The 23,808-nt window shown below is 61.0% G+C and carries 21 protein-coding genes and 7 pseudogenes; 6 read left to right on the forward strand and 22 right to left on the reverse strand.

Annotated elements, in window-relative coordinates; genetic code table 11:
* Window positions 1–38: 38 nt before the first annotated feature.
* The 6 genes and pseudogenes from B0G69_RS38085 to B0G69_RS38105 form a co-directional block, all read right to left on the reverse strand.
* Window positions 39–1,202 (reverse strand): DegT/DnrJ/EryC1/StrS family aminotransferase, encoded by a 1,164-nt coding sequence (locus B0G69_RS38085; protein WP_121325233.1) that lies wholly within the window; start codon window positions 1,200–1,202, stop codon window positions 39–41.
* Window positions 1,203–1,209: 7 nt separating this feature from the next.
* Window positions 1,210–1,470 carry a hypothetical protein gene (locus tag B0G69_RS38090; RefSeq protein ID WP_121325234.1) on the reverse strand — a complete coding sequence of 87 codons (261 nt, stop codon included), beginning with the start codon at window positions 1,468–1,470 and terminating at the stop codon, window positions 1,210–1,212.
* A gap of 1 nt (window position 1,471) precedes the next feature.
* The gene (gene nifT, locus B0G69_RS38095) at window positions 1,472–1,690 is read right to left on the reverse strand and encodes a putative nitrogen fixation protein NifT (protein ID WP_121325235.1); all 219 of its coding nucleotides are present in this window, start codon (window positions 1,688–1,690) and stop codon (window positions 1,472–1,474) included.
* A gap of 153 nt (window positions 1,691–1,843) precedes the next feature.
* The gene (locus B0G69_RS42560) at window positions 1,844–2,056 is read right to left on the reverse strand and encodes a nitrogen fixation protein NifZ (RefSeq protein ID WP_347232552.1); all 213 of its coding nucleotides are present in this window, start codon (window positions 2,054–2,056) and stop codon (window positions 1,844–1,846) included.
* Window positions 2,057–2,065: 9 nt separating this feature from the next.
* Window positions 2,066–2,299 (reverse strand): annotated as a pseudogene (locus tag B0G69_RS42565) (nitrogen fixation protein NifZ); the annotation flags it as partial.
* A 3-nt stretch (window positions 2,300–2,302) separates the two neighbouring features.
* Window positions 2,303–3,195: pseudogene (locus B0G69_RS38105) on the reverse strand (nitrogenase cofactor biosynthesis protein NifB); the annotation flags it as partial.
* 491 nt (window positions 3,196–3,686) lie between these two features.
* Between B0G69_RS38105 and B0G69_RS42570 the strand changes: the two are divergent.
* Together B0G69_RS42570 and B0G69_RS38115 are read left to right on the forward strand one after the other, a co-directional pair.
* Window positions 3,687–4,674, forward strand: a pseudogene (locus tag B0G69_RS42570) (transposase).
* Window positions 4,671–5,301 (forward strand): annotated as a pseudogene (locus tag B0G69_RS38115) (electron transfer flavoprotein subunit alpha); the annotation flags it as partial. The pseudogenes B0G69_RS42570 and B0G69_RS38115, both read left to right, overlap by 4 nt.
* A gap of 556 nt (window positions 5,302–5,857) precedes the next feature.
* Here B0G69_RS38115 and B0G69_RS38125 read toward each other — a convergent pair.
* From B0G69_RS38125 to B0G69_RS38145, 5 genes and pseudogenes are all read right to left on the reverse strand, one after another.
* A pseudogene (locus tag B0G69_RS38125) lies at window positions 5,858–6,344 on the reverse strand (transposase).
* A gap of 469 nt (window positions 6,345–6,813) precedes the next feature.
* Entirely contained in the window at window positions 6,814–7,965 is a 1,152-nt protein-coding gene (locus tag B0G69_RS38130) for an IS110 family transposase (RefSeq protein ID WP_121325236.1), read from the reverse strand.
* A 92-nt stretch (window positions 7,966–8,057) separates the two neighbouring features.
* Window positions 8,058–8,983, reverse strand: a pseudogene (locus B0G69_RS42575) (cytochrome P450); the annotation flags it as partial.
* Between the two features lie 79 nt (window positions 8,984–9,062).
* On the reverse strand, window positions 9,063–9,587 hold the full coding sequence (locus B0G69_RS38140) for a group II intron maturase-specific domain-containing protein (RefSeq protein ID WP_158609058.1): 525 nt from the start codon (window positions 9,585–9,587) through the stop codon (window positions 9,063–9,065).
* A gap of 48 nt (window positions 9,588–9,635) precedes the next feature.
* Entirely contained in the window at window positions 9,636–9,974 is a 339-nt protein-coding gene (locus B0G69_RS38145) for a reverse transcriptase domain-containing protein (RefSeq protein WP_199731521.1), read from the reverse strand.
* 490 nt (window positions 9,975–10,464) lie between these two features.
* Between B0G69_RS38145 and nodB the strand changes: the two genes are divergently transcribed.
* The 4 genes from nodB to B0G69_RS38170 all read left to right on the forward strand — a co-directional run bounded on the left by nodB (window position 10,465) and on the right by B0G69_RS38170 (window position 14,475).
* A complete protein-coding gene (gene nodB / locus B0G69_RS38155) occupies window positions 10,465–11,142 on the forward strand; it encodes a chitooligosaccharide deacetylase NodB (RefSeq protein ID WP_121325240.1) in 678 nt (225 codons plus the stop codon).
* Entirely contained in the window at window positions 11,139–12,497 is a 1,359-nt protein-coding gene (nodC, locus tag B0G69_RS38160) for a chitooligosaccharide synthase NodC (RefSeq protein ID WP_121325241.1), read from the forward strand. Before nodB ends, nodC begins: the two co-directional genes overlap by 4 nt.
* Window positions 12,498–12,768: 271 nt before the next feature.
* Window positions 12,769–13,683: a nodulation factor ABC transporter ATP-binding protein NodI gene (gene nodI / locus B0G69_RS38165; RefSeq protein ID WP_071336792.1), complete on the forward strand. Its 915-nt coding sequence runs from the start codon at window positions 12,769–12,771 to the stop codon at window positions 13,681–13,683.
* Window positions 13,684–13,686: 3 nt separating this feature from the next.
* Window positions 13,687–14,475, forward strand: coding sequence for an ABC transporter permease (locus tag B0G69_RS38170; protein WP_071336793.1), 789 nt, complete (start codon window positions 13,687–13,689; stop codon window positions 14,473–14,475).
* Between the two features lie 405 nt (window positions 14,476–14,880).
* Here B0G69_RS38170 and B0G69_RS38180 read toward each other — a convergent pair whose 3' ends face one another.
* The 11 genes and pseudogenes from B0G69_RS38180 to nifK form a co-directional block, all read right to left on the reverse strand.
* Window positions 14,881–15,384: a DUF2325 domain-containing protein gene (locus tag B0G69_RS38180; RefSeq protein ID WP_241991723.1), complete on the reverse strand. Its 504-nt coding sequence runs from the start codon at window positions 15,382–15,384 to the stop codon at window positions 14,881–14,883.
* Between the two features lie 53 nt (window positions 15,385–15,437).
* Window positions 15,438–15,941, reverse strand: coding sequence for a hypothetical protein (locus B0G69_RS38185; protein WP_347232544.1), 504 nt, complete (start codon window positions 15,939–15,941; stop codon window positions 15,438–15,440).
* Window positions 15,942–16,239: 298 nt separating this feature from the next.
* A complete protein-coding gene (locus B0G69_RS38190) occupies window positions 16,240–16,800 on the reverse strand; it encodes a nitrogen fixation protein NifQ (RefSeq protein WP_121325243.1) in 561 nt (186 codons plus the stop codon).
* An 11-nt stretch (window positions 16,801–16,811) separates the two neighbouring features.
* Complete coding sequence (gene fdxB, locus B0G69_RS38195) at window positions 16,812–17,123, reverse strand: ferredoxin III, nif-specific (protein WP_121325244.1); 312 nt, start codon at window positions 17,121–17,123, stop codon at window positions 16,812–16,814.
* 25 nt (window positions 17,124–17,148) lie between these two features.
* Window positions 17,149–17,349, reverse strand: coding sequence for a CCE_0567 family metalloprotein (locus B0G69_RS38200; protein WP_121325245.1), 201 nt, complete (start codon window positions 17,347–17,349; stop codon window positions 17,149–17,151).
* A 24-nt stretch (window positions 17,350–17,373) separates the two neighbouring features.
* Window positions 17,374–17,859 carry a NifX-associated nitrogen fixation protein gene (locus B0G69_RS38205; RefSeq protein ID WP_121325246.1) on the reverse strand — a complete coding sequence of 162 codons (486 nt, stop codon included), beginning with the start codon at window positions 17,857–17,859 and terminating at the stop codon, window positions 17,374–17,376.
* Window positions 17,852–18,265, reverse strand: a complete 414-nt coding sequence (gene nifX / locus B0G69_RS38210; RefSeq protein ID WP_121325247.1) for a nitrogen fixation protein NifX — start codon at window positions 18,263–18,265, stop codon at window positions 17,852–17,854. Before nifX ends, B0G69_RS38205 begins: the two co-directional genes overlap by 8 nt.
* A gap of 22 nt (window positions 18,266–18,287) precedes the next feature.
* On the reverse strand, window positions 18,288–19,679 hold the full coding sequence (gene nifN / locus B0G69_RS38215; RefSeq protein WP_121325248.1) for a nitrogenase iron-molybdenum cofactor biosynthesis protein NifN: 1,392 nt from the start codon (window positions 19,677–19,679) through the stop codon (window positions 18,288–18,290).
* 50 nt (window positions 19,680–19,729) lie between these two features.
* A complete protein-coding gene (gene nifE / locus B0G69_RS38220; protein WP_241991724.1) occupies window positions 19,730–21,247 on the reverse strand; it encodes a nitrogenase iron-molybdenum cofactor biosynthesis protein NifE in 1,518 nt (505 codons plus the stop codon).
* 598 nt (window positions 21,248–21,845) lie between these two features.
* Window positions 21,846–22,195: pseudogene (locus B0G69_RS38230) on the reverse strand (hypothetical protein).
* A 16-nt stretch (window positions 22,196–22,211) separates the two neighbouring features.
* Window positions 22,212–23,771 (reverse strand): nitrogenase molybdenum-iron protein subunit beta, encoded by a 1,560-nt coding sequence (gene nifK / locus B0G69_RS38235; protein ID WP_121325249.1) that lies wholly within the window; start codon window positions 23,769–23,771, stop codon window positions 22,212–22,214.
* Between the last annotated feature and the right edge of the window lie 37 nt (window positions 23,772–23,808).

Genomic DNA, 23,808 nt, shown 5'->3' on the forward strand with positions numbered 1-23,808 from the left:
TCATCGTATCGAGCCAAAAAGAAGCGCGAATCGATGACCTAGCGATAGATAGCGGCCCCTGCGCCGACGTTGGTCGCGGTGTCCTTCAATGTCTTGACGATGTATCTCACGTCGCGTGCGCTAAGCTGCGTGTGCAGCGGCAACGCAAGTGCCCGGTCGCCAATCCGCTCCGTTTCAGGCAAGGAGCCGCGCCGGCCACCGAGAACGTCGGCGGCCTTCATGTAGTGGAACTGCTCGTGCAACGGATGACTGTACGCCGCCGTTTCTATGCCGCAAGCCTGCATGTCGTCGATCATCTGGGCGCGCGCTCTATGAGTAAACCGCTTGCCCAGGTGCACGACGAAAAGCATCCAGTGCACTTCCTCCGCGTCCTCCGCTTGATACGGCGGCTTGATACCCTCGAGGGTTTCCATCGCTTCGTGATACCAGGCTTCCACACGCTTGCGTTGGGTGAGTCGTTCGTCGAGCCCCGCCAGCTGTGCCAGGCCGAGCGCGGCGGTCAGCTCGCTCATGCCGGTCTGCAACGGCACACGAGCACCGAGCGAGACCGACTTGCGGTCCGCGGTCAAACGCCGGCGCAGGCAACGCAATTCGTACGCCAGGCTTTCGTCATCGGTGACGATCATCCCGCCTTCTCCTGCGCACAGGGCCGAGGGCGCCGAAAAGTCGAACACCGTGGCTTTGCCGAACGATCCCACACCGCGCCCCCCATAGCGTGAGCCGAGCGCCTCAGTGCTGTCCTCGATCAGAGTGAGATTATTCGCATCGGCAAGCTCGCGCAACGGTCCCCAGGCCGCCGGATGCCCGTTGGTATTGCCAGCGAGAATTGCGCGCGTGCGCTTACCGATCTTCCGCTGTACCTTGGCCACGTCGAGGCAGCCGCTCCAGTAATCAATATCGGCAAACACCGGTGCCGCGTCTGCCAGGGTGATCGCGTGCGCGACCTGATGCCACGTGTGCGACGCGCAGATAACTTCATCGCCCGGGCCGATGCCGAGCGCACGCAGCACAATCCAGGTGCCGAGCGTGCCGCTCGCCACGGCCACCGCGTGGGCGCGGTCGCTCCAGCCGGCAAAGGCAGCCTCAAACGAATCGAGCATTGGTCCATCGCTCCAAGGCGAACACTGCAGTACTGCATGGACGAGTTCGCTCTCTCGCGCCCCGCAGGCTGGCTCGCTAAGTGTGATTTGGTCAGTCGCCATCGCAGGCTCACTCCTCGGCTAGGATGAGCATATCGGCCTCACTTGCCTGTGCCGTCACAGACACGCAAAACCCTGTCGACGTCGCGAGATAGACGCGGCGGCCACGAAACTCGAGAACCGGCTTTTCATTGCGCAGTTCGACCGCGCCGATCCGCATGACACGCACGTCGGGATAGCGCTTTCGCCAACTTGCCGCAGCTTCCAGCAGCGTCGGTTCGTTGCGAATCAACTCGGCTATCACACTAATCTGATTTGCTGTGAGCGCCATGTCAGTCGTGCCCGCCCGCCACGCGCCACGCTTCTACAGTGACCGGAAGCGTAGTGTCGGCAGCCATCTCTGGCAACTGGAACCGCCAGCCGATTGCGAGCGTAATGAGCCCGCTCCACATCTGCGCCTGAGCGATGCAGACGATCGGCTCATCCAGATTCTTCTTCGTCACGTAGGCGCTGAGAATGCCTTTTCTGTCCTTTCGAATCATGAGTTTCACGTTGAGACCTCCTGGGTTGGTCGCAAAAATTTGCGCCGCAGGTACGTGCATCGCTTCGAACTAGCGGCGCGAGCAAAAGGCGCCGGCCCGCCGGGCGACGAACGTCCAGCGACGAACACATGAACTTTCATAGGCCGAACTCGTCTTTCTCGATCAATGGTCGCAGCGTGGCAGGATCAATTTCGTCCTCAGTGCAGCCGACGCCTGCCCATCAAACTCGACGAGGTACACCGGTTCGCCGGTCTCGATCACGCGCCCCACATTGGCGATCCCGCCGAGCGCGCCGGCCCTCACAAGACGCTCGCATTCGCCCCGTCTGGGATAGCCGCCGTCGTTGCAAACGTCGTGCAGTGCCACCACGCGCATTCTCCATGGCGCGCGCTCACCCAACCGCGCGGGCACGTCTTGCGGACGGTGGTCGAGCGTACATAGTTCCTTCGCGCGCATGCCGACGCGATGATCGCGTTCGACAAAGTGAACCGCATAGATGTAGAACCACTGCAGGAACGTGTCGATTCCGGTGACGTAGCCCACGTCGCCTTTGCTCAAGAGCAGCTCACCCATCGCCTTACCGGTGTATGTACCGTCGTTGCTGATCGGGAGCGGGCGACCATCCGCACGGCACTGCCGGCAATGGCGCATCAAGTTCGCGCCGCCCTTGCAGGCGTCATGCACGGCCTTCAGCTCGCGCGCAGTGGGGCCGCGCTGGCCGTGCAGGCCGAAATACGTGCCATGCTCTGGGTCTGAGATCATCGGCATGATGTTGTGCAGGAACGCGCCTCGCCTCTTTACCTCGCGATTTACCTCGATCAGGAGTTCGTCGTTGATGCCCGGGATCAACACCGAGTTGATCTTCGTCAGTACACCATGCGTAGTCAGCATCTCCAGCCCCTCCATTTGCCGCGCGTGAAGGAAGCACGCGGCCTCCTTGCCCGTGATTCGTCGGTGGTCCCAGAAAATCCACGGATAGATCTTTTCGCCGACGACGGGATCGACCATGTTGATGGTGATTGTCACGCAAACAATGCTGTTTTTGAACGTGTCGAACGTTTTCTTCGGATTGGCAAGCGAGTCCCCGGGACCGGCAATGCCGAGCACGGTCAACTGCGGAATCCGGGCCGCGACGGTCGTCACCTTTTTCACGGCTGCTCCCGCGCCCGCTTCTCCGACACGACGCCTGGCTGCGACTCGTTCGAACAGTCATACTTGCGGCTGCAGTAGTTGCATTGGATGTTGCAGGCGGGTGCCACCGCTACGTGCATGCGCGCATAATGGCGATGCGCTTCTTCCCAATAACATGGGTGATTACTGATCTTTTCCCATACTTCTGCCGACATGCTCTCGGGCGCGTCGGACGAGCCGCAGCTCGATTTGCCTGTGCCGCCGTATGAATCACAGCCGCCGCCCCGGACAGGTGCGTCTACGGTCGACACCAAGGGCAGTGTCTGCCGGACGCCGATATAGGCAGTCGAGGGCGGCGTGCTGGCGTTCGCGCAGTCTTGCATGATATCTCCCCGCAACCAACAGTGGCGGCGCAATACGCAATAGCGAGATCCATGCCACTCACTCGAGCTCCGCTAATGCGGAGTCCCGCGATATCCGATAAGTTCTGTTGTCGTGCGTCGGCCCCCGAACCCGACAAGCACGCCCTATGCGTCGCTGTTACAACAAAGGTCACGCGTTCCACGTTTCATGTCCAAATTCCTTTGTTTAACTAATTATCGCGAGTGTTCATCAGGCGAACATTTGCGACATTCTGTCCACTAGCGGATGGAACCGATCGAGCCACCTTCAGCGCGGCCGCATTGTCCGGAACGGGACATTCGCGACACGAACAATCGGACGATGCACCGCCATAACCCGACATTGTGCCGGTCAACATCCCGCAAATTGTGCTCCGACTGTAGATGCTCGCTTGGCACAACGTCCCGTGTAAGCGGGGTTTGAGGGACAGCCGTTATGGATATCGCGTTCATTAACTTTGGCAGTGGATGCAATGCGCGGAACGGATGAGATGCAGGAACCCCTGTTTACGACGGTCAAGCTGGAGGATTTCGACCTGGCGGATCACCCGCTGCGACCGGTCCGGCTGCTGGTGAATGACGCGTCGAAACGGCTCAACGGGCTGTTTAACGTCATCTATGCCGACACCGACCGGGCTTCGATTGCACCCGAAAAGCTGCTGCGGCCGTTGCTGCTGCAGGTGTTCTACTCGGTGCGTAGCGAACGCATGCTGATGGAACAGATGCGCTACACCTGCTGTTCCGCTGGTTCGTCGGACTGGCGATCGAGGACGACGCGTGGGACCACTCGGTGTTCTCGAAGAAACGCGACCGGTTGCTGGAGCATGAAGTCGTGGAAGCGCTCTTACTGAAGTCATGGGCCTGGCCGACAAACGGGGTCTCCTGTCGAGAGAGCATTTCTCGGTGGCCGGTACGCCGATTCAGGCATGGGGGATTGCAAATGCACGGGCAGTGGACATCATCTTCGCCGGCAAGCAGACCATCGATGGCGACACTGCCCAGGTCGGCCCCGGCATCGTGAGGCGATTGGGCGTCCAGTTGCTCACGTATGTATCCCGGATCGTCGAGACTGACCTCGACGCGCGCACGATCGTAGTCGAGCGCCGCGCCGAAGGCGGTGTGCAAGTATTGAAAACCGCACTGCCCTGCCTCGTGACGATGCTCGAGAATAAGAACGAGCTGCGCTTCGCGACACTGCCCGCGATGATCCACGCGGCAGGTTTCCCGGTGCGCAAATGGAATCGCGAGCAGGACGGCATTGAGGACGTGAGCAAGATCGGGCTGAAAGGTTCACCTACCGTGGTCAGCAAAGTGTTCGCGCCGACGCCGCGCGACGAAAAGGCCGAGATGCTCGAATTGGACGCGTCCAGCCTGCGCGACGTGTCGCTGAAACTCGTGCACAAGATACTCGCTCGCCATCCGACATTGGAGGCGGACCTGTTGATGAAGAGGGCCTCATGAACTCGCCCGCTGCCTCGGAAAAGAAGCCGGCCGCGCCGGTCAAACGGGCCGCCGGCCGCAACCTCGATCTGCCCGAACATCTGAAAGCCTACCAGGGTGTCTGGGTCTTTCTCGAGCACGACCGCGGCCACGTGCATAGCGTGTCGTGGGAGCTGCTCGCTGAGGCGCGCAAGCCCGCCGACAAACTCGGCAGTCGTGTCGCTGTGGCCGTGCTCGGCGGTACCGACGAGCCGCTTGAGCAGTTTGCCAGTGAGGCGTTCAGTTTCGGCGCGGACAAAGCGTAGGTGATTCACGACCCTGTGTCGCTCGGCTATCGCAACGAACCGTTCACGAAAGGGCTGACCGACCTGGTCAACAATTACCGCCCCGAGATTCTGCTGCTCGGTGCAACCTCAATCGGCCAGGATCTCGCCGGATCTGTCGCAACGACGCTCTTGAGCGGCCTCCCCGCCGACTGCACTGAGTTGACCATTGACCCGGCCTCGCGCGCACTGTCGGCCACGCGGCCGACTTTCGGCGGCTCGCTGCTCTATACGATCATGACGCTCGCATACCACCCGCAGGTGGCGACGGTGCGGCCCGCGAGTGATGGCGATGCCGCAGGCGCAGACGGGTTGCGGCGGCGAGAACGTAACGTTGCCAACGACGAAGGCGATTGGAACTGCATCACCGGCACCGAAACTATGGGTTCTTTACGACCATCTGGGACACTATTTTTCGCACGAGTTACTGGCCAAAAAAAGGATGAGTGCCGGAAGTTGGCCTCCGCGACCAGCCCGAACCGCTCACCATGCGCGACTACTTCATCTTTCCGTTTGATCAACACCGCTGGCGCACAGCTAAAGTCGGAAATGGTGTACGGCGAGTAAAGTAGAAAGAGCTGGTTGATACGCTGGAGCAAATCGCATCATGCGTCCGGTGTGCTCCCACTCCACGCATGCGCAGCTTCGTCAGGTCGACCATTAGAGAGACAGCTGCCCTCAGGTTCGGCGCGCTATTGACTTCAGCGACACGTGTGGAGTTGCACCATCGTGTGGAGTTGCACCATCAATTCGGCATGGCCTTATATGATGTGAATGGCAATTGACAGAGCGATCAATAGTTCTGCAAGGGGCGACTTCATATCTGATGTCCGCGAGTTGACTCAAGTCCATCCTGTCGCAATCACACTTCGCGGGTTGTTTCACGTTGGAGCGTCTTCGGAACTTTGAAGTACTGGCACGGCGTGGACGAGCATGAGCATTGCGAAGACGACGAAATGAAGCCCGGCGAGAGTTTCGGGTAGCCGCTCATAGTCACGTGCGAGACGGCGGAAGCGGTTGAGCCAGCCAAAGCTGCACCCGACCACCCATCGCCGGGGCAACAGTACAAAGACCTTTTTCGTCTCCTCGAGTTTGATCACCTGCAGTTCAATGTCTTCGTCCAGTGCTGCCTGCGCTGGCTCTTTACCCGTGTATCCTGGCCGGCAGTTCCCACGGTGGAAAATCATTGGGCAGCATCCTCCACGGCGCGCCGGCACGAGCCATCCAGCGCAACGGGTCAAACATGTCGCGCAGCTCGTATTTCCGCTGGGGCGCCTCGACGTCCATCAACGTCAGATACGGTGCCGCGAAATTCCATTCTTCGTCCGACACATCAGTCGGATACCCTTTGCGGTCTGCCTTTTTCATACCTCCAGAATACCAGGTCGCGCTCAAAGTTCCTAACACGCTCTTCTATGGGGAGCTGAAAGTCAAGCCCGGTTCACGATAAACATTCTGTTGTGCGAAGTAATCCTTCTCCTTGTCCGGTCTCTACCGCCAGCCTGCGCGGTCACTTACCATGACCAGACGCAAGCTGGCAGTAGAGACCGCTGCGTAAAGGACAGTACCGACGCTCATCACGTAAACCTTGTTGCAGCCTGGCATGTCAATGTCATTCAGGTCAGGGTATCTGTTGACCGGTCAGTGCCGGGTCGACCTTCTATCCGTGCCGACCTGACAGGCCGGTCACCTTATGCCGCATGCGCGGAGCGCTGGAGCTACCCTGTTACCGACGCACCCCATCTAGGGAAACGGCCACCCGCAGTGGGTAGCCCGAGCGTGTTTCGGGCGCGTTGACCTTTACATCCTGTTGCTGCATCCGATGTCATTCAATCATTCATGCCCTCACGGTGTTGACGTCGCGCGGCTTGAGTGTCGCGCCGACGGGGATCTCGCCGTACTCGAGATAACGCCACAGGGCGATCGCCAGACGGCGTGCGAGCGCGACGATACCGATGCGCCGCATCCGCTTGCCGGTACCGGCAAAGCGCTCGTTGAACCAGTGGCTGAGCTGGCTGCCGGGCTGCAGGCGCAGCCAGCTCCAGGCGAGCTCGACCATCAGCCAGCGACATCGCCGGTTGCCCGCCTTGCTGATACCGAGTTCAACCTCGCTGGTGCCGCTGGCGTACGGCGTGGGCGTCAGGCCCAGACAGCCGGCCAGTTCGCGACGGTTGCGAAACTGCCGCCAGCCGAACAGTTCCCTGACCAGGGTCCACGCGCTGCCTGAACCGATGCCAGCAAGCTGTGCGAGCAGCCCCATGGCGGGATGTGCGCCGCTACGCACCTGCCGGTCCTGCTGCACTTCGAGCAGGCGGATCTGCTGGCGCACCAGCGCGAGCCGCTCACATTCGCGCTCAATCTCGTCGCGCAGACCGGGCGCCAGCAGCTCGCGCTGACGGGTCCACCAGTGGGCCCAGATGCGACCGCCGACAGACCTGACCCGAAGGTTGTGCAGTACCAGCAGGGAACGGATCCGGTTGGTGTGCGCGGTACGCTCTTTCCGCAGGCGTTCGAGTTCGCGGTGCAGGCGGCGGTCATCTTCCTGCTCAGGCGTGGGGATGCGTGCCACCGCCCATACCCGCCGCTCGCCCGCGTAATAGCGCATGAGCATCGACAGCAGCTTGTCGCTGTCAAGCCGGTCTGTCTTGGCGCGCCGCGCACGGCGGTTCACCTCGATGCTGGCCGAATCCACCACGAGATTGACGATGCCCTGTTCAGTCAGCCAGCGGTGCAGCCAGAAGCCGTCGCGGCCTGCTTCATAACAGCTGTAAACGGGTGCGTCGGCGCCGAGATGGCAACGCACCCTGGCGTTGGCGATGGCGGTGAGAACCGCCCTGGTATCACCGGCGGCGACCGTACAGCGGCTGGGCGCGCGCTGGCCATTACCCAGTGAGAGTTTCCAGTTCTTCTCGCCCAGTTCAAAAGCCATGTACAGGCGGCCACCTGCCGTCGTATTCTGCCCACGGAGGGCTGTGTCAGGCGCATCCATTTGCGTGCTCCTTCGGAGAAAACGAGTCTGCAAGTCCCGTTTTACTCCAGTCGGGCTTCCTCTCGCTGCCCTCCCACATAGCATCTAGGCGGTCACTGCGACACGCAACGAACTGGAAGATGCTTTGGATGGCTAACGAAAATTGATGCTGTAAATTCATTCTCGCCCGCCGGCTCGATTAGCCGCAACCTCGGAACCAGTTCCTCAAACAAGATGCGCATTTCCATGTTCGCGAGATGCTGACCCAGGCACACGTGGGCGCCGACGCCGAAAGCGAGATGCCGGTTCGGTTTGCGGTCGATATTGAATACGAACGGCTCAGGGAAGACTTGCTCGTCACGATTTCCCGAGCCATAGCAGAGCATCAGCCAATCGCCCTTTCGGATTGTCCGACCTCGGACGTTGGTGTCGGCAGTCGCTGTACGCATGAAATGACGCATCGGCGATGCGTAGCGAAGGGTTTCGTCAATAAACTGTGGAATCAGCGAACGATCGGCCTGTAGTCGCGGCAGTAGCTCAGGGAAGCGGTTCAACGCCCACATCGCGACCGATATGGACGACGAAACCGTATCATGTCCTGCTGCGGCGATGATCACGTAATAGCTACCCCGGTCGCTATGCATGATTGCGCCGGCGTCAGGACGGCGCCGGAACCACGCCATTGATGGTTCGAGTTCGTCGTCGCAATTTACTTGCGCTTGTGGCGGGCTCGAATGCCATGCTGCGCCGTCCGCTTGCGAACCAGCTCTTTGCCCACGCGCACGCCTTGCGTGAGCAGTTCCTTCCACATGCGAGGCCAGCCGTACTCTCCCTTGGTCTGCGTGTGAATCGCCTTGAGGTTTGCGAGCAGTGCGTCGTTACTCACGCGGCCCCGGGGCGGCTTGGCCTGTGCAGTGCGTTGCCGGCGCTGATGATATCCGCTGGGACTGACTCCCAGCACTTCGCATAGCACCGAGACCGGCCAGTGGCGTCGATAGCGCTCGATGAACGCGTACTTCACATCGACTCCTTGGCGAAGTGTCGAGTAGCCCGGCGGAACTTCCCCGCCGGGCCCTCACAGATCACGTACGTGAACCTCTCGGTTCATACGGCTCTTGTCATCCAGCCGATGGCAATACCCCCAGCTTCCAGTGGTACAGGACGCCCGGGGCAGGTTCCACCAATCGCCTGAGCCATATCCGGGCCCTAGCGCGACTTCGCTTGAAACGGCGGTACTTCCGCACCGCCCATGTCGCCAGAATGTGGTTGAGGTGGCCTATCACACGCTTGAACACGCTCATATAGAACGCCGCGTAGTAGTTCCACCATCCTCGCAAGGTGGTATTGACCCGCTGTGCAATATCTTCGAACGCAGCATCCGTCCAGCGGCCGATACCCCACACCCGCATTTGCTCGCGGATGCGTTTCGCGGCCTTGCTACTGAGCGCAGGACTGAAGCTGTCGAAGTAAATGCCGCGCTTGCTTTTGGCCAGCCGACCGCGGAAGGTGTATCCGAGAAAGTTAAGGCTCGTGTTGGGATAGTCCTTCTTGCGATTCCCATTCCGGCAGTACACGATCCTCGGCTTCTCAGGACGCAATTCCGGGCCACAGGCCTTGAGACGCGCACCGATTGCCGCATGCAACCGTCTGGCTTCGGCTTCGCTTTTACAGTGGACCAATCCATCGTCGGCCTACCGCACGAAGGACGTATCCGGAAAGTGCCTCGCCATCGAGGTATCAAAGGCATAATGCATATAGAGATTAAACAGTACCGGGCTGACGACACCACCTTGCGGCGTGCCCTGCGTCCGCGACACCATTTCCTGCCCCCTCATCATTGGCGCCTTCAACCAGCGTTCCACGTACAGATCCACCCATGTGCAACGAGCATGCTGCCGCACCGCTTCCATCATGAGTTCGTGATCAACATGGTCAAGAACCTTCGATGTCGAGATCGAGCACCCAAGCGTAACGCCAGCATCGCTGCCGTGCAGCCGAAAGTGCTTGATGCGCCGACCGGACAGGACGATATCCTTAGACGTCCTACTGAAACACTGGCTCCGCGATTGGTTTCAGATATCGTTTGGCTACCATCTGCGCGATTCTGTCCGACACCGTCGGGACGGTCATCGCGAACTGCACACGCGCCCAACGATCATTTGGGTTGGGCAAGATCTATCATCCATTTCATCCACTTACTGTAAAACGCATTTCTCAACGTATCCACGTTATAGATGAAAGGTATCAACACAATCGATTTTACAAATCAAGTGTTGTGTTGCACAGTGAAACCCGTCGTCGCGGAAATGGAAATCGCAGTTGATTGATCGAACTTCATATTTATAAACCTAAGTAGTACGACAGATTTAGGTATGTCTCCATGATGCCCACACTTTCGGATGTATCTCTCGACACGCCACCTAAGCTTACCGAAACCGTGCCCGTCGCGGCCTTCCGGATGGGACGATCGACCGTGGAGCCGCCTACTGGCTCGATAATTGAGCGAAACGGGCCAGATCTGTGAAGGTCCTCGATTGCGTATCCGAGGCGCGCGACGAGTGCCACGATCGCGCCGGACGCCGCGACGTCTACTTGACGTTTGACGACGGCCCTAATCCACTTTGCACACCGGACGTCCTCGATGTGCTGGCAGAACATCGGGTGCCAGCAACGTTCTGCGTCATCGGTGCGTACGTAGAGGACCAGCCGAAGCTGATCCAGCGAATGATCGCCGAGGGACACGAGATTGCCAATCACACGATGACTCATCCGGATTTGTCCAGATGCGAACCTGATGAAGTACGACGCGAAATATTGGACGCGAACAGGATCATCCGGATGGCGTGTCCCCAGGCCACAGTTCGGCATATGCGTGCCCCTTACGGAATATGGACGGACGAAGTGGTCGTTGAAACGGCAAAGGCGGGGCTGGCGGCTCTTGACTGGTCGGTCGACCCGCGTGACTGGTCTCGCCCCGGCGTCGATGCGATTGTCAGCGCAGTGCTGGCCTCTGTCCGGCCTGGCGCAATTGTGCTCTTGCACGACGGATGTCCTCCCGGCGAGTCAGGACGGTGCTGTCATGCTGGGCTGCGCGACCAGACCCTCATGGCGCTTTCCCGCCTGATTCCAGAACTGCATGACTGCGGATTTGTAATCAGCTCGCTACCCCAACCACACTGGCCAAACCGACATCTATGAATGCCATTGCCACAATCAGCACTGCCCCGGTTTTGTTGTATGCACTACTCTCGACTGTTTACAAAAGCGCACAGGCCCTCCATGGTCTACCCACGAGTGGTCCGCCGAAGTCGCCCAATGCCGCCGACTCCAACTTTCTGCCGGACGTGGACGTCATCGTGCCGTGCTTTAACGAGCAACCGCGCACACTCTCGGCGTGCCTGGAGTCCATTGCAAACCAGGACTACGCCGGAAAACTGCGGGTCTATGTGGTTGATGATGGTTCTGCGAATCTCGACGCTGTGAGGCCGGTATACGATGCGTACACACGCGACCCGAGATTCAACTTCATTACGCTTCCCCAAAATATGGGAAAGCGCAAGGCACAGATCGCCGCGATACGCTCTTCATCCGGGGAACTGGTACTCAACGTCGACTCGGACACGACGCTGGCGCCCGATGTCGTCAAGAAGCTCGTATTGACAATGCGAGACACGACGATAGGCGCCGCCATGGGGCAGTTGACGGCCAGCAACCGGAGCGACACTTGGCTGACCCGCCTGATCGATATGGAGTACTGGTTGGCTTGCAACGAAGAACGCGCGGCACAGGCTCGCTTCGGCGCTGTTATGTGTTGCTGCGGTCCGTGTACCATGTACCGACGGTCCGTGCTTCTTTTGCTATTAGACCAGTACGAGACGCAGTTTTTTCGCGGGAAACCGAGCGACTTCGGCGAGGACCGCCATCTCACGATTCTCATGCTGACCGCAGGTTATCGGACCGAGTACGTTCCGGACGCCATTGCGGCGACAGTCGTTCCGGACAGACTGGGGGCGTATCTGCGCCAACAACTGCGCTGGGCGCGCAGTACTTATCGGGACACGTTGCTTTCGCTGCGCCTGCTGCCCTGTCTCGATCGCTACCTTACGCTGGACGTGATCGGACTGAATGTGGGCTCGCTATTTCTCGCCTTATCGCTTCTAGCGGCGCTCGCGCAGCTCGCATTGACAGCGACAGTGCCGTGGTGGACTGCCCTGATAATCGCATCATTGACGATGATCCGCTGTAGCGTGGCATCGGTTCGCGCTCGCCAGATTCGATTTCTTGGCTTTTCTCTTCACACACCCATTAACCTCTTTCTCTTGCTCCCGCTGAAAGCCTATGCGCTGTGCACATTGAGCAATAGCGATTGGCTGTCCCGTGGCTCTTCAGGCAACGTATCGAACGTTCGAGAAAAACAGCCCGATACTCCGGATCCGGTTACGAAGCCGAACGTGACTTCAGCGTCAAGAGTTGCGACTCCGCACCGTCGACCGGATCACGCGTGTGAGTCCTCAACGTTAGCAACGTCTGACGAAGCATTCGATGGCAATTAGTTAATCGTACATATAGGACCTCGACCCTTGCGCCAACCCAGAACCGCGCACCATCGGCAGCGGCCCGCTTGAGTGCGATCGTCTCACGCAATGGCTCAATTGGCGCCTTCCCAACGCGAGTGCATTCACCGGAGTCCTAGTACTCCATTGTGAGTAACTATTCCGCAGCAGGTAAGGATCTTCTATCGGACAGGGCGTTTTCAATCGGGCCGCGGCAGCAGAACGGCTTCTTTTTCTCCAAGACGAGCGCGTAATTTTCCTTCTTATCCCCATGTCCAAGGCAGCAATCAGCTTCGCTAGCGTGAGGAAGTCATATGGCAACAAGATCGTAGTCGACGGATTATCGTTCAGCGTCGCGCCTGGAGAGTGCTTCGGCCTGCTAGGGCCAAATGGCGCGGGCAAGAGCACGACGGTGCGTATGGTTCTCGGCATGGCGCCGCCCGACGCAGGCAAGATCATCGTGCTCGGGGAGCCAGTGCCGGCTCGCGCTCGCTCGGCACGTATGCGCATTGGCGTAGTGCCGCAATTCGACAACCTCGAGCCCGGGTTCACCGTGCGCGAGAACCTTCTGGTGTTTGGCCGCTACTTTGGCATGAGCACACGTGAAATTGAAGCGGTCGTGCCATCGCTGCTCGAATTCGCCCGCCTCGAAAGCAAGGTCAATGCGCGCGTCACCGAGCTATCCGGCGGCATGAAGCGGCGGCTAATGCTGGCTCGCGCGCTGATCAACGATCCACAGTTGTTGGTCATGGACGAGCCAACAACGGGTCTCGATCCGCATGCTCGCCACCTGATCTGGGAACGGCTGCGTTCCCTGCTGGCGCGCGGCACCACGATCCTCTTGACCACCCATTTCATGGAAGAGGCCGAGCGGTTGTGCGACCGACTGTGTGTGCTGGCGGAGGGTCGAAAGATCGCCGAAGGCGGGCCTCGCGCGCTGATCGCAGAACAGATCGGGAGCCACGTGATCGAGATCCACGGCGGCAATCCGCATGAGCTGCGCACGTTGATCGCGCCGCACGCGCAGCGTATCGAGGTCAGTGGTGAGACCCTCTTCTGCTATGTGTCCGATCCGGAACGGGTGTGCATACAGTTGCGCGGGCGCACGGCGCTGCGCCTTTTACAGCGTCCAGCAAATCTCGAGGATGTCTTTTTGCAGCTAACCGGGCGCGGGATGAAGGAGTGAACGATGAGAGAGTTTTATGCAGCGGCCCTGCCCGCAAACCTGTGGAACTGGGTTGCAGTGTGGCGCCACAACTATCTGGCATGGAAAAAAGTCGCGTTTGCCTCGATTCTCGGTAACCTTGCCGATCCTATGATTTATCTGTTCGGCCTCGGCTTTGGTTTCGGGATAATGGTAGGTCGCGTCGATGGCGCATCTTATATCGCGTTTCTCGCGGCGGGTATGGTCGCGACGAGCGCAATGACCGCCGCGACCTTCGAAACGATTTACGCAGCTTTCTCTCGCATGCATGTTCAGCGCATGTGGGAAGCGATCCTCTGTACACAGCTCACGCTCGGCGATATCGTTCTCGGTGAACTGGCATGGGCCGCCACCAGGGCTTTTTTTGCCGGCATTGCCGTCATGGTGGTAGCCACCGTGCTGGGTTATGCAGCGTGGTCATCCATTCTCTACGCATCGCCTGCCATCGCCCTGACTGGCCTCGCCTTCGCGAGTCTGGCGATGATCCTCGCGGCGCTTGCACCCAGTCACGATTACTTCGTGTTCTATCAAACGCTCGTTCTCACGCCCATGGTGCTCCTGAGCGGCGTGATCTTCCCGATCAGTAAGCTACCTGCCGTTTTTTGTGACGTAGCGCGCTTCTTACCGCTGGCACATTCCGTCGACCTTATCCGTCCCCCGATGCTCGGACGCCCGGTGAGCTATGTTGCCCTGCATATTGGCGCTCTCTGCATTTGCACGGTGTTGCCGTTCTTCCTGTCAGTGGCGCTGTTACGTCGACGCCTCATGTCTTAATCTGCTATGGCCAGTACGAATGAGTGGGAAAACACCATGTCGTATCAATGCGAACGCTTCGTGCATCCGCGCACGCGACTCATGCGCCGACAATATCCCCGCAGCCCGATATGGCAACGGAAACGAGCCGCGATGTGGGCGAACAGCAGCGCCAGCGCGCTGCTGTTCGCGTACGACCTGTAGTTATGCTCGGCGAGCCACACCTCGTGGTAGCCGAACTTCGGGCGGCCGGCGCGTTACGCACCGCTTGCGTCAGCGCATCGCGCGCGTCGCCGTCGGGGTTCTCGACGTTGAGGAAAAGGCCGTAGCGTTATGCGGAATCCGACATGGCAGGCCCTCTTGTGGAAAGACCACGTCAAAGGCAAGTTTTGCCCACATCTCGCGGCATTTAAAGTTATGACGACGTCAGCCGTGCCTCAGGCAGCAGCGCGACGCTGCGACCACGCCGCGCGGCTGGGCAGGCTGAGCCCGCAACACGCCCGCAATGAAGCTCGTCACGCTCGACGAACGCAAGGCGGACCACGGCGTGCGGTGACGCGCGCACAACCGCCGCAGCGCGACCAGCGAGTCCGGGTCGATCAGATCCAATGGGCACAGCACCCGGTAGGCGCCTGACAGCAAAGCCTCGAAGCCTTCGGCACGGCCATCGTCGTCGATGGTCCCGGTGTGATGAACGAACTCGCCTCCCGCCGCATCCACCAGCGCACGCAGCACGGCGTTGATGCTTGGCTGCCCGCCCACATAAACCCATCGACGCCCGCTCAATGCGCGCGTCAATGCGCGGTCGTCGAGCAGCGCCTGCTCAACCGCGAACAACTCGTGCTGCAGGCTCGCGACATGTGCCCGCGCGCGCTCCAGCGACAGGCTCGCACTGCTGTCGGGAAGGCATGTGCCACGGTTCTGATTCATGACGGGCTGCTCTTCCGATCGCACCGTTACGGCAACGGCAGGCGGCATGGGTCTCATGGCGAGCGCCTCGTGGCATGGCCCGCAAGCCGTTCGCCCGCTGCCGGGGTAAGAAACCAGCTACGCACCGTGTCGTATGTGTAGCGCGTCCGGCCGGCATGACGAGCGTGCGGCGCCAGCCGATGCTCGGACAGCGCCTCCGCCCCGCCCCGGAAGTCGGCGCGCAGCGCGGGCGGGAAACCGACGTCGTCGAACGCGTGCCAAAGTTGAACCAGCCATGGTTCTCGGCCCTCTTCGTCAAGCAGCAACGGCGGCCCGGAGTCCGCCTGCAGATGCGCATGCCGCTCGCCGCAATACAGCAGCACGCCGCAGGGCTCGACCACGAAGTTGGCCACCCGCGACGCGACACAATCGAAGCGGTGACCGACGCGTGCAAACAGCGGCATAAGCCTGAGCCGCTGCAAATGGTACAGCGTCAGATCGCGCAACCGCGCTTCGTCGCAGATCGCGAGTAACGGGTGCGGCGGTTGCAGCAGCGCGGGCACGCAGGCGGGCGGCAATGCCCGGGCGCGCGGCCCTTGCTGCTGCGACTCCGCAACGGGGCATTGCAGCGACAGACGGCAAGCCCGGGTGCACGGTGTACAGCGAGGGCGGGGCCCCGGGGACGCAGCAGGTCGGAACGAATCCATAGATGTGTAAGGTTTGTGGTTCGATTTTCTCGGTTGAATGCCTGAATCCATAACGATGAGCATGCTTACGCAAGTCCCGCGCCTTCTCACTGTGAATCTACCGAAGAAGCCTGGCAAAGCGGACCGGCGACGCACCTGCTCAACAGGGGCCCGAGCCGGGCATTTTTGCCTACTCCGCTCCAAAGCAAAGCGCATGGTCCGAACAGACGCCACAACTCGGCGCCTTGCAGCGGAACAGGCCCTCGCGCTCGCACAGTTGCTTGTAGAAGAACTTCTTCCACTTCATGTCATGCGTATTCTTCGCGGCCAGCCGCGGAAACCAGTGGCTAATCAACGCGGACAGCACGCGCCGCGACGGCAGAAGCAGGTCTTGCCAAAGGTGGTTTTGTCCGAGGCTCGCACAGGCCAAGGCATGGGCGACGCAGTTCGCCTCGTCTGCCGGGCCGGCGCGCGGATCGGCATAGTGATTGAGCAACGCCACCAGATCTTCGAGTTCGTCGTCACGCGGCATCGTGGCGGGCGACAACGCACACCTAAGACCGAGCGCCGGCCCGGCACCCGGGAACCAGCGCGCGAGCATCGCGCGCGTCTGGTCGGCGTCCAGTCCGCGCATCGGCAGCACATCGACGCCGTGGTGCTCGAACCCGCTCGACAGCACGCCGGCCAGTGCCAGCACGGTGGGATCACCCGCATCCACCGCGTACGCCATCAGGGCTGTATAGGCGTTCATCACGTCATCGCTCAGAGAACGGCCGCCGCGTGCGTGTAGCACTTCTTCGGGCAGATCTTCGCGCACGCGGTGCAGCCGACGCACAGTTCCCGATGCACGATAGTCATCACCTTCTTCTCGTACTCGTCGTCTTCGCCGTCGCCGTCGCCGTCCAGCGCGATGTGCGCGCCGTCCTCGTCAAGCCCGACGAGTTGCAGCACGCCACGCGGACAGACACGGAAACAGCGTCCGCAACCGATGCATTTTTCTTCGTCGAGCCGGTTGACGAAGGTCGGCGTCCAGGTGGCGCCGCTCGGCAGCGTAACGCTGAAGGTAGCGCTCATGATGTGGCTCCGTGGCTTCGCTGGTTCAGGCCGCTGCCGCAGCGGCAGCCTTGCGGGCTGCCATCAGCGCGGCGTGGGCGTCATGGCAGCGCTGGGCGACAGCGAGAATGTTCTCCCAGTTGGTCGGGAGTTCCTCTGAGAGGTCGTGCAGGTCCAACTTCGCCTGGGTCGCTTGCGCGTTGAGTTTCTTCAGGTGCGCCTTGAGTTCATCGGCATCGGTGCTCATCGTCTCGGTCCCCTCACGATTCCTTCAGGCGCCGTACTGTGCGACGGCGGGGTACGTCCGGATCACCTCGACCGCTTCGTCGAGAAGCTTTGCGCCCGCCTCGGCGAGCTTCTCCAGCGAAGCGAAGCCGAACCGGTGTACGTCCCGCAACTGCTTGTTGACGACAACGAGCCGCCCCGCGAGCAAAACCATGCGGCCGAAGCCCTCGTGGCTCATCTTCATCATCGGCGAAACCATTTGGCCGGTCTCACGCTCGATCGCCACCGCAATCGCGCTATAGAAAAGCTCGAGCCGCCACAGCGTTTCGGGGTCGGGGTCGCCCATGATCGGAATCGCGCGGCGTTCCTCCGGCGTGTGGATGTACGGCTTGAGCAGTTGCAGGTCGGTCTTTCCGTCCCACACGCCGTGGGTGTCCTGCGCGCGCAACTGCCTGACGAGCTGCTGCACGAACGGTGCGACCAGCAGCATTTCGTCGCTGGCCTTGGACGGAATTGAGGATGATTCAGTCATGGGATACCTCATCGTCTTCAAAGTCGTATACACGTTCGCCATCCTTCGCCAGCGCCTTGCGCAGCCACGGCGGCGGCGTGCCCTTCAGCACCTGTTGCAACTTGCCGAGAATCTCCCCGATGGACTCGGGCCGCGGCACCTTGATCGGGTGAATCTTCAGCGCAACCACTCGCGCCGCGGCCGAGCCGCCGATTGCGGCGACGTACAGGATCGCGCAATCCTTGACGGCTTCGAGCTTGGGCGCGAGCTTGTCCTCGTCGCCGTCCTCTTCGAGCTTGCCACCAAAGTCGAACGCCTCGACGAACTGGTAACCGTCCGGTGTGACGTTGTAGGTGACGATGCTCCTCGCCCAGCCAAAATGCGCATCGACGAACTGACTGTCCTGGGTGGCGAACGCGATCTTCATGCTGTGTGCTCCTTTAGGTGGGTCAAGCACCGGCCGCGACGACAGGAATGTTCGCTTCCCGCGCCGGATCGCGCGCGGCCAGATCGATAGCGGCCTGCGGCAGCGGCCAGTCGCCCGGATCGTGATGCGGAATCTGCTCGATCATCAGGTTGGCGATCTCAAAGATCAGGTTCATCGTGCCGCGGTAGCCGACGTAGCGTCGATGTGCGTTTCCAACCCGGTCAAAGACCGGAAAACCGATCCGGAAGAGCGGCTTTTGCAGGTGCTCGGCCATCTGCCTGCCGTGCGAATGGGTGATCAGCAGGTCGCAGTCCGCCGCGGCGCGCTCCATGTCTTCGAGATCGCCGATCACGACCTGATCAGCGGGCAGCAACGCGTGCGCGGGCGATCGCGTCGTGCTGATGCAGCAGTGCAACTGCGCGCCCATCTCGTGCAGCATGCTGCCGACCGCGAACAGCAGATCGGGCTCTGCGCCGATCGCGACCTTGATGCCTCCAGTGTAGAAATGGCCGTCTAGCATCGCATCGAGCAATTGGCTGCGCTGATGCCGGTATTTCGCGGGAACGGGTCGTCCGGAGCGCTGCGCGAGCAATTGCAGCAGACGATCGTTGGGTTCCAGTCCGGTGAGCCGCCCGAACACTTCGAACGGTGTGCCGGCGATAGCATGCAATGCCTCCGCGCCGTCGCGCGTCTGCTCGCCCACGCCGATCGTAAACGCCGATGCACCCGCGGCCCGGATCTCCGCGAGCGTGGTACCGCCCAGTGTGGTGCCGCGCCAGTCCGGTGCGATATGGCCGTCGAGCGAGCCGGAAATGTCGGGCAGCACAATGACATCGAAGCCGAACGCTTCGATGATCTCGCGCAGTTCGTCGATGTCGCCAGGCGACAGATGGCTGCCGGGCAGCAGCGTCACCTGATTGGCCACCGTTGGCAACGCCTTGACCAGCGCGTTGACGATGCCGGTAATCGCATGCCGGTAGCCGTCTTCGAATGCGCCGACATAGTCGGGGGTCGACACATAGACGATCTCAGTGTCGTTGAGTTCGGGCTTGCGCTTGCGCACGGTAACGAGATAGCCGTCCACGTCGTCGCCCTCGGTCTCGGTGAGACCTGTTGAACAGATCGCGATGACCTTCGGCGCAGCGCGCTTGCGGATGTTGAGCAGCGCGGCCTCGATGTTCTCGTAGCCGCCGAGCACCGCGGTGACTTCGTCCATGGCTGTCGTCTGCAGCGGGATCGCCTCCCTGAAGTGGCGCACCAGCAGCACGAGGCCGAACGACGTGCAGCCCTGCGAGCCGTGCATCACGGGCATGCAGGCATCGAGCCCAAGGAACGCGAGGCTCGCGCCCAGCGGCTGGCTCATCTTGAGCGGATTGACCGCACAGGCTTTCACAGATTCGACGACATCGGCCATGGCATGTTCTCGAGTTCGGGGGCGTCCGTTCGGTATACCGGGTTCGAGGCTCATCGCCCCCACCCCGGGGCACTCGACGGCGGGCGCGCGGCTTGCGCTTGGACCACACCGAGCGCTCCCCCGTGCGCGGCGCTCGACAGCGGGCGCGCGGCTTGCGCTTGGACCACACCCAGCGCTCCCCCGTCGTCGCCCCACGGAGCAGGGATCCGCACCTGTTGCCACACCGGGTTGTAGATCGCGCGGTCGATCTCATGCACCAGCTCGACGATCCCTTCGTAGCCGCCATAAGGGTGGTGACGTTCCTGATTGATGTCGAGCCACGGTATGCGGGCCTTCAGTGCGACGAACTGTGAGCGGCCACCCGACAGCATGATGTCGGCCCGCGCGTCCCTGAGCATCGCGTACATCTCGCGCGGCGTCATACCGTCGATCATGTGGGCGTCGCCACCCATGATCTCCTTGATCTTGTCCTTGTCTTCCTTAGTGCTCTTCTTGACGCTGGTGCCGACGATTTCGAGCCCTGCTTCCTGCAGCGCGGAAACCACCGACCAAGACTTCACGCCACCTGTGATGAGCAACACCCGCTTGCCGGTAAGGCGCGCTTTGTAGTGCGCGATGCGCTCCCACGCGCGCGCTTCCTCGGCGGCGATCAGGCGCTCGGTCCGCTCGAGCAGATCGTCCGGCGCGCCCTGCTGCACGAGCAGGCTGGCAATATGGCGCAGCGTGTCGCTCATGTCGCCGATCCCATAGAACGAGCCCTCGAAGTAAGGGATGCCGTAGCGCCGCTGCATCTTTGTCGCGATGTTGATCATCGACTTCGAGCAGACCATCATGTTGACCTTGGCGCGATGCGAACTTGCGATCTCGTTGTAGCGCCCGTCGCCGGAGATGCACGAGAGGATACGGATGCCCAGCGCGTCGAGCAGCGGCTTGGTCTGCCAGAGTTCGCCCGACAGGTTGTATTCGCCAATGACGTTGATGTCATACGGCGTCGTGTACTCGGGCTCGCGCGTGCCGATCACATAGTTGAGGATCGCCTCGCCGCCAAGCTTGTTGCCCAGATTCTTCGGCCCGGCGAAACCGGGGGAAATGACCGGAATCACCGGCTTGCCAAATTGTTCGGTGGCGCGCTTGCAGACTGCCTCGATGTCGTCGCCGATCAGCGCAGTGACGCAGGTCTGGTAGACGAACACTGCGGGCGGATCGTATTTCTCGATGATTTCGCGCACGCTCCTGAACAGGCGCTTCTCGCCGCCGTACACCACGTCGAGTTCGTTGATATCGGTGGTGAAGCCGGTGCGATAGAGTTGCGAACCGGACGAAGCGGCGTGCCGGTTGTCCCACGAGTTACCTTCACAGGCAATTGGCCCGTGCACGAGGTGTGCGACGTCCACCACCGGCTGCAAAGCGATCTTCGCGCCGTCGAACGCGCACCCGCCTGCGGCCGAACCCGGCGAAAGCTGCTTCGTGCAGCCCCTTTTGCGCTCCTTCTCGCTCTTGCCTTGATTCTTGTCGCAACCCGGCTCGTCGAAAACTTCGGCGATTTGGGCATTGAGCGAAGCAGACATGACGTGCTCCTGATGGATGGACGTTTCTCTAGTGGCAAGTTCCATACCACCGGGAAACGCCTTGAAAACGTGCCAATTGGCGCTGAAGCAGTCGCTCGCGCGCATCGCAATGGCGGGTTTGAACGGTCTGCGACAGACGGTTCGCGACACAGAGAACCACAACACACGTTCACTGCCTGCCTTGCCGTTCCGTATGGAGCAGGAACCGTGCGATCGCATTCGCGCGCGCCTTCAGCAACGCATCCGGCCCCGAGGGGTCGCGAACCGCCAGGTAAGCAGTCAGCGCGTGGCGCATCCGTGGAGCTTTCGCGTAGCCCCACCGCACAGATCGACAGGTACTCTGCCCGTCCGTTCGCATCGGAAACGTCGTCGACCAGCGCGAGCAGTTCGCGCGGCGTTACCTCGTCATTGATCTCCGCGAGGCTCAACGGGTCGGACGCCGCCACCTCGCGCTCAAAGTCGTCGTAGGCAAACCAGGCACGCAGCGGCACTGAGTCAGACTGCGCGACTACATAGATCATGCCCCGCTCCCTCGCTGAGGTTCGTCACGCAGGCTAGCTACACACAGCGCAGCAATTTCGCTTTCAGCGGTGCCCCGCTACTGGACATCCTCCGCCGCAATCTTCGCCCACACCGCGCGAGGTAACCGCGGCGCGATACCCGCCGGGCTCGCGTCGAACTGCCACCGAGCCGCCGACATCGCACCCTGTGCAATCGCAATCTCCTCGTGCGTCAATGGCAACCGGCCGGCCACATGCGCGGAGCCCCGGGCAGCACTTGGGCGATCATCTGCCGGTTCGGGTGTTCGAGCAGCGGGACGAGGTGGTCGGCCTCGCCCACACCGGCCAGGCAAACCTAGCCGCTGTTGACCTCGACGTTACGGCCGTCCTGCGTCATCTTGACCAGAACTGCATCTGCCGCGCCCGATGCATCTGCTGTGTCTGCCATGGCCGCGCTCTCCTCGTCAGCGAATGATGTCGTAGCTGTAGTCGGTCTTCGCCACGTCGATCGTGTTGGCGTCGAGCGCTTCGAAGAACTCGTCCAGCAGCGTGACCAGCACCCGCAACCCACCTTCATAGCCCCAGGTCGGGAAGCGATGGTAATGGTGGCGATCGAAGATCGGGAACACCATGCGTATCAGCGGCGTTTTGGTATCGCGCTCGAGATATTTGCCGTAGGTGTTGCCGATCAGGAAATCCACCGGCTCGGTAAACAGCAGTGAGCGCATGTGCCACAGATCGCGTTTCGGATACACCTTGCAGCCGGCGCCGTAGGGCGACGCGTCGAACAGCGCCTGCACCTTCGCAGCCCAGGTTTCGTTGCCGTTGGTCGCCAGCACGTGAGCCGGCTCGGCGCCGAGTTCCAGCAGGAACTGCGTGTAGCCCAGCATCTGGTCCGGGTCGCCGAAGAGCGCAAAGCGCTTGCCGTGCAGGTGAGCTTGGCTGTCGGCCATCGCATCGACGAGCTGGCCTCGCTCCTTCTCCAGTTGCGCCGGAATCGGCTTGCCGGTCACGCGCGAGATTTCCATCAGGAACTGATCGGTGCCCGCGACGCCAACCGGCGAGTTCAGCACCACCACTTCCTGGCCATGCTCGCCAATGAACTTGCTGGTCTTCTCGCAGCAGTATTCCTGGAACACGAAGGTCGCCTTCGCGTTCAACGAGCGCTCGACTTCCTCCTTGGTCGTGCCACCTTCGTACATCCGGAACTCGCCGTCGGTCGGCGTATTCCACGTTTCGGATGGGTCGCAGATGATGTTCACCGTCACGCCGAACAGATCGAAGATGCGGCGAATTTCCTTCATGTTGCCGACCACGTAGCCGTCGAAGCCGGCGATGAAGTTGACGCTGTCGTCGGGCACGCGCTCAAGCGGCGTCGCTGTGCCGGCCTTGCCGTCCCAGAAGTGCTTGAGGATGCCGAGGAGCGCGTTGTCATAGCCGGTCACGTGGCTGCCGACGAAGGCCGGCGTGTGCGCGAACGGCACGTCATAGTCTTCCGGCACGCTGCCCTTCTGCTTGCTGTTCTTGATAAGCGCGTCGAGGTCATCGCCGATCACTTCCGCCATGCAGGTCGTGGAGACCGCGATCATGTCGGGCTTGTATAGGTTGTACGCATTTGCGAGGCCGTCGATCATGTTGTTCATGCCGCCGAACACCGCCGCGTCCTCGGTCATCGACGAGCTGACGCACGAGGTCGGCTCCTTGAAGTGACGCGAGAAGTGCGAGCGGTAAAACGCTACACAGCCCTGCGAGCCATGCACAAAACTGAGCGTCTTGTGAAAGCCGTTGGCCACGTACACTGCGCCGAGCGGCTGGCAGGCCTTGGCCGGGTTGATGGTGAGCGAGTCGCGTGCAAAGTTCTTTTGCCGGTAGTCTTCGCTCTTGGTCCACTCGACGATCTGCTTGACCTGCTCGTCTGAATGGTTGAACTCGAAGTTTTCCTTTTTCGCGCGGAAAATTTTCTGGTACTCGGGCTCACGGAACAGGAGTTCCTGGTCGAGAATCTGGTCTGCGGATTGGGGCACGGGATGCTCCTGATATTCAATTCAATGGCCTGCCGGC

The organism is Paraburkholderia sp. RAU2J, from assembly GCF_003634845.1.
GTDB classification, from domain to species: domain Bacteria; phylum Pseudomonadota; class Gammaproteobacteria; order Burkholderiales; family Burkholderiaceae; genus Paraburkholderia; species Paraburkholderia fynbosensis.

Excerpts from the sequence above, each read along its gene's own strand:
- nodI (WP_071336792.1), top strand. The coding sequence starts at position 12,769 with ATGTCCAAGGCAGCAATCAGCTTCGCTAGCGTGAGGAAGTCATATGGC.
- nifE (WP_241991724.1), bottom strand. The coding sequence starts at position 21,247 with ATGTCTGCTTCGCTCAATGCCCAAATCGCCGAAGTTTTCGACGAGCCG.
- nifN (WP_121325248.1), bottom strand. The coding sequence starts at position 19,679 with ATGGCCGATGTCGTCGAATCTGTGAAAGCCTGTGCGGTCAATCCGCTC.
- B0G69_RS38085 (WP_121325233.1), bottom strand. The coding sequence starts at position 1,202 with ATGGCGACTGACCAAATCACACTTAGCGAGCCAGCCTGCGGGGCGCGA.
- B0G69_RS38200 (WP_121325245.1), bottom strand. The coding sequence starts at position 17,349 with ATGAGCACCGATGCCGATGAACTCAAGGCGCACCTGAAGAAACTCAAC.
- B0G69_RS38130 (WP_121325236.1), bottom strand. The coding sequence starts at position 7,965 with ATGGATGCGCCTGACACAGCCCTCCGTGGGCAGAATACGACGGCAGGT.
- B0G69_RS38190 (WP_121325243.1), bottom strand. The coding sequence starts at position 16,800 with ATGAACGCCTATACAGCCCTGATGGCGTACGCGGTGGATGCGGGTGAT.
- B0G69_RS38180 (WP_241991723.1), bottom strand. The coding sequence starts at position 15,384 with ATGAATCAGAACCGTGGCACATGCCTTCCCGACAGCAGTGCGAGCCTG.
- nodC (WP_121325241.1), top strand. The coding sequence starts at position 11,139 with ATGAATGCCATTGCCACAATCAGCACTGCCCCGGTTTTGTTGTATGCA.
- fdxB (WP_121325244.1), bottom strand. The coding sequence starts at position 17,123 with ATGAGCGCTACCTTCAGCGTTACGCTGCCGAGCGGCGCCACCTGGACG.
- B0G69_RS38090 (WP_121325234.1), bottom strand. The coding sequence starts at position 1,470 with ATGGCGCTCACAGCAAATCAGATTAGTGTGATAGCCGAGTTGATTCGC.
- nifX (WP_121325247.1), bottom strand. The coding sequence starts at position 18,265 with ATGAAGATCGCGTTCGCCACCCAGGACAGTCAGTTCGTCGATGCGCAT.
- B0G69_RS42560 (WP_347232552.1), bottom strand. The coding sequence starts at position 2,056 with ATGCGCGTGGTGGCACTGCACGACGTTTGCAACGACGGCGGCTATCCC.
- B0G69_RS38205 (WP_121325246.1), bottom strand. The coding sequence starts at position 17,859 with ATGACTGAATCATCCTCAATTCCGTCCAAGGCCAGCGACGAAATGCTG.
- B0G69_RS38170 (WP_071336793.1), top strand. The coding sequence starts at position 13,687 with ATGAGAGAGTTTTATGCAGCGGCCCTGCCCGCAAACCTGTGGAACTGG.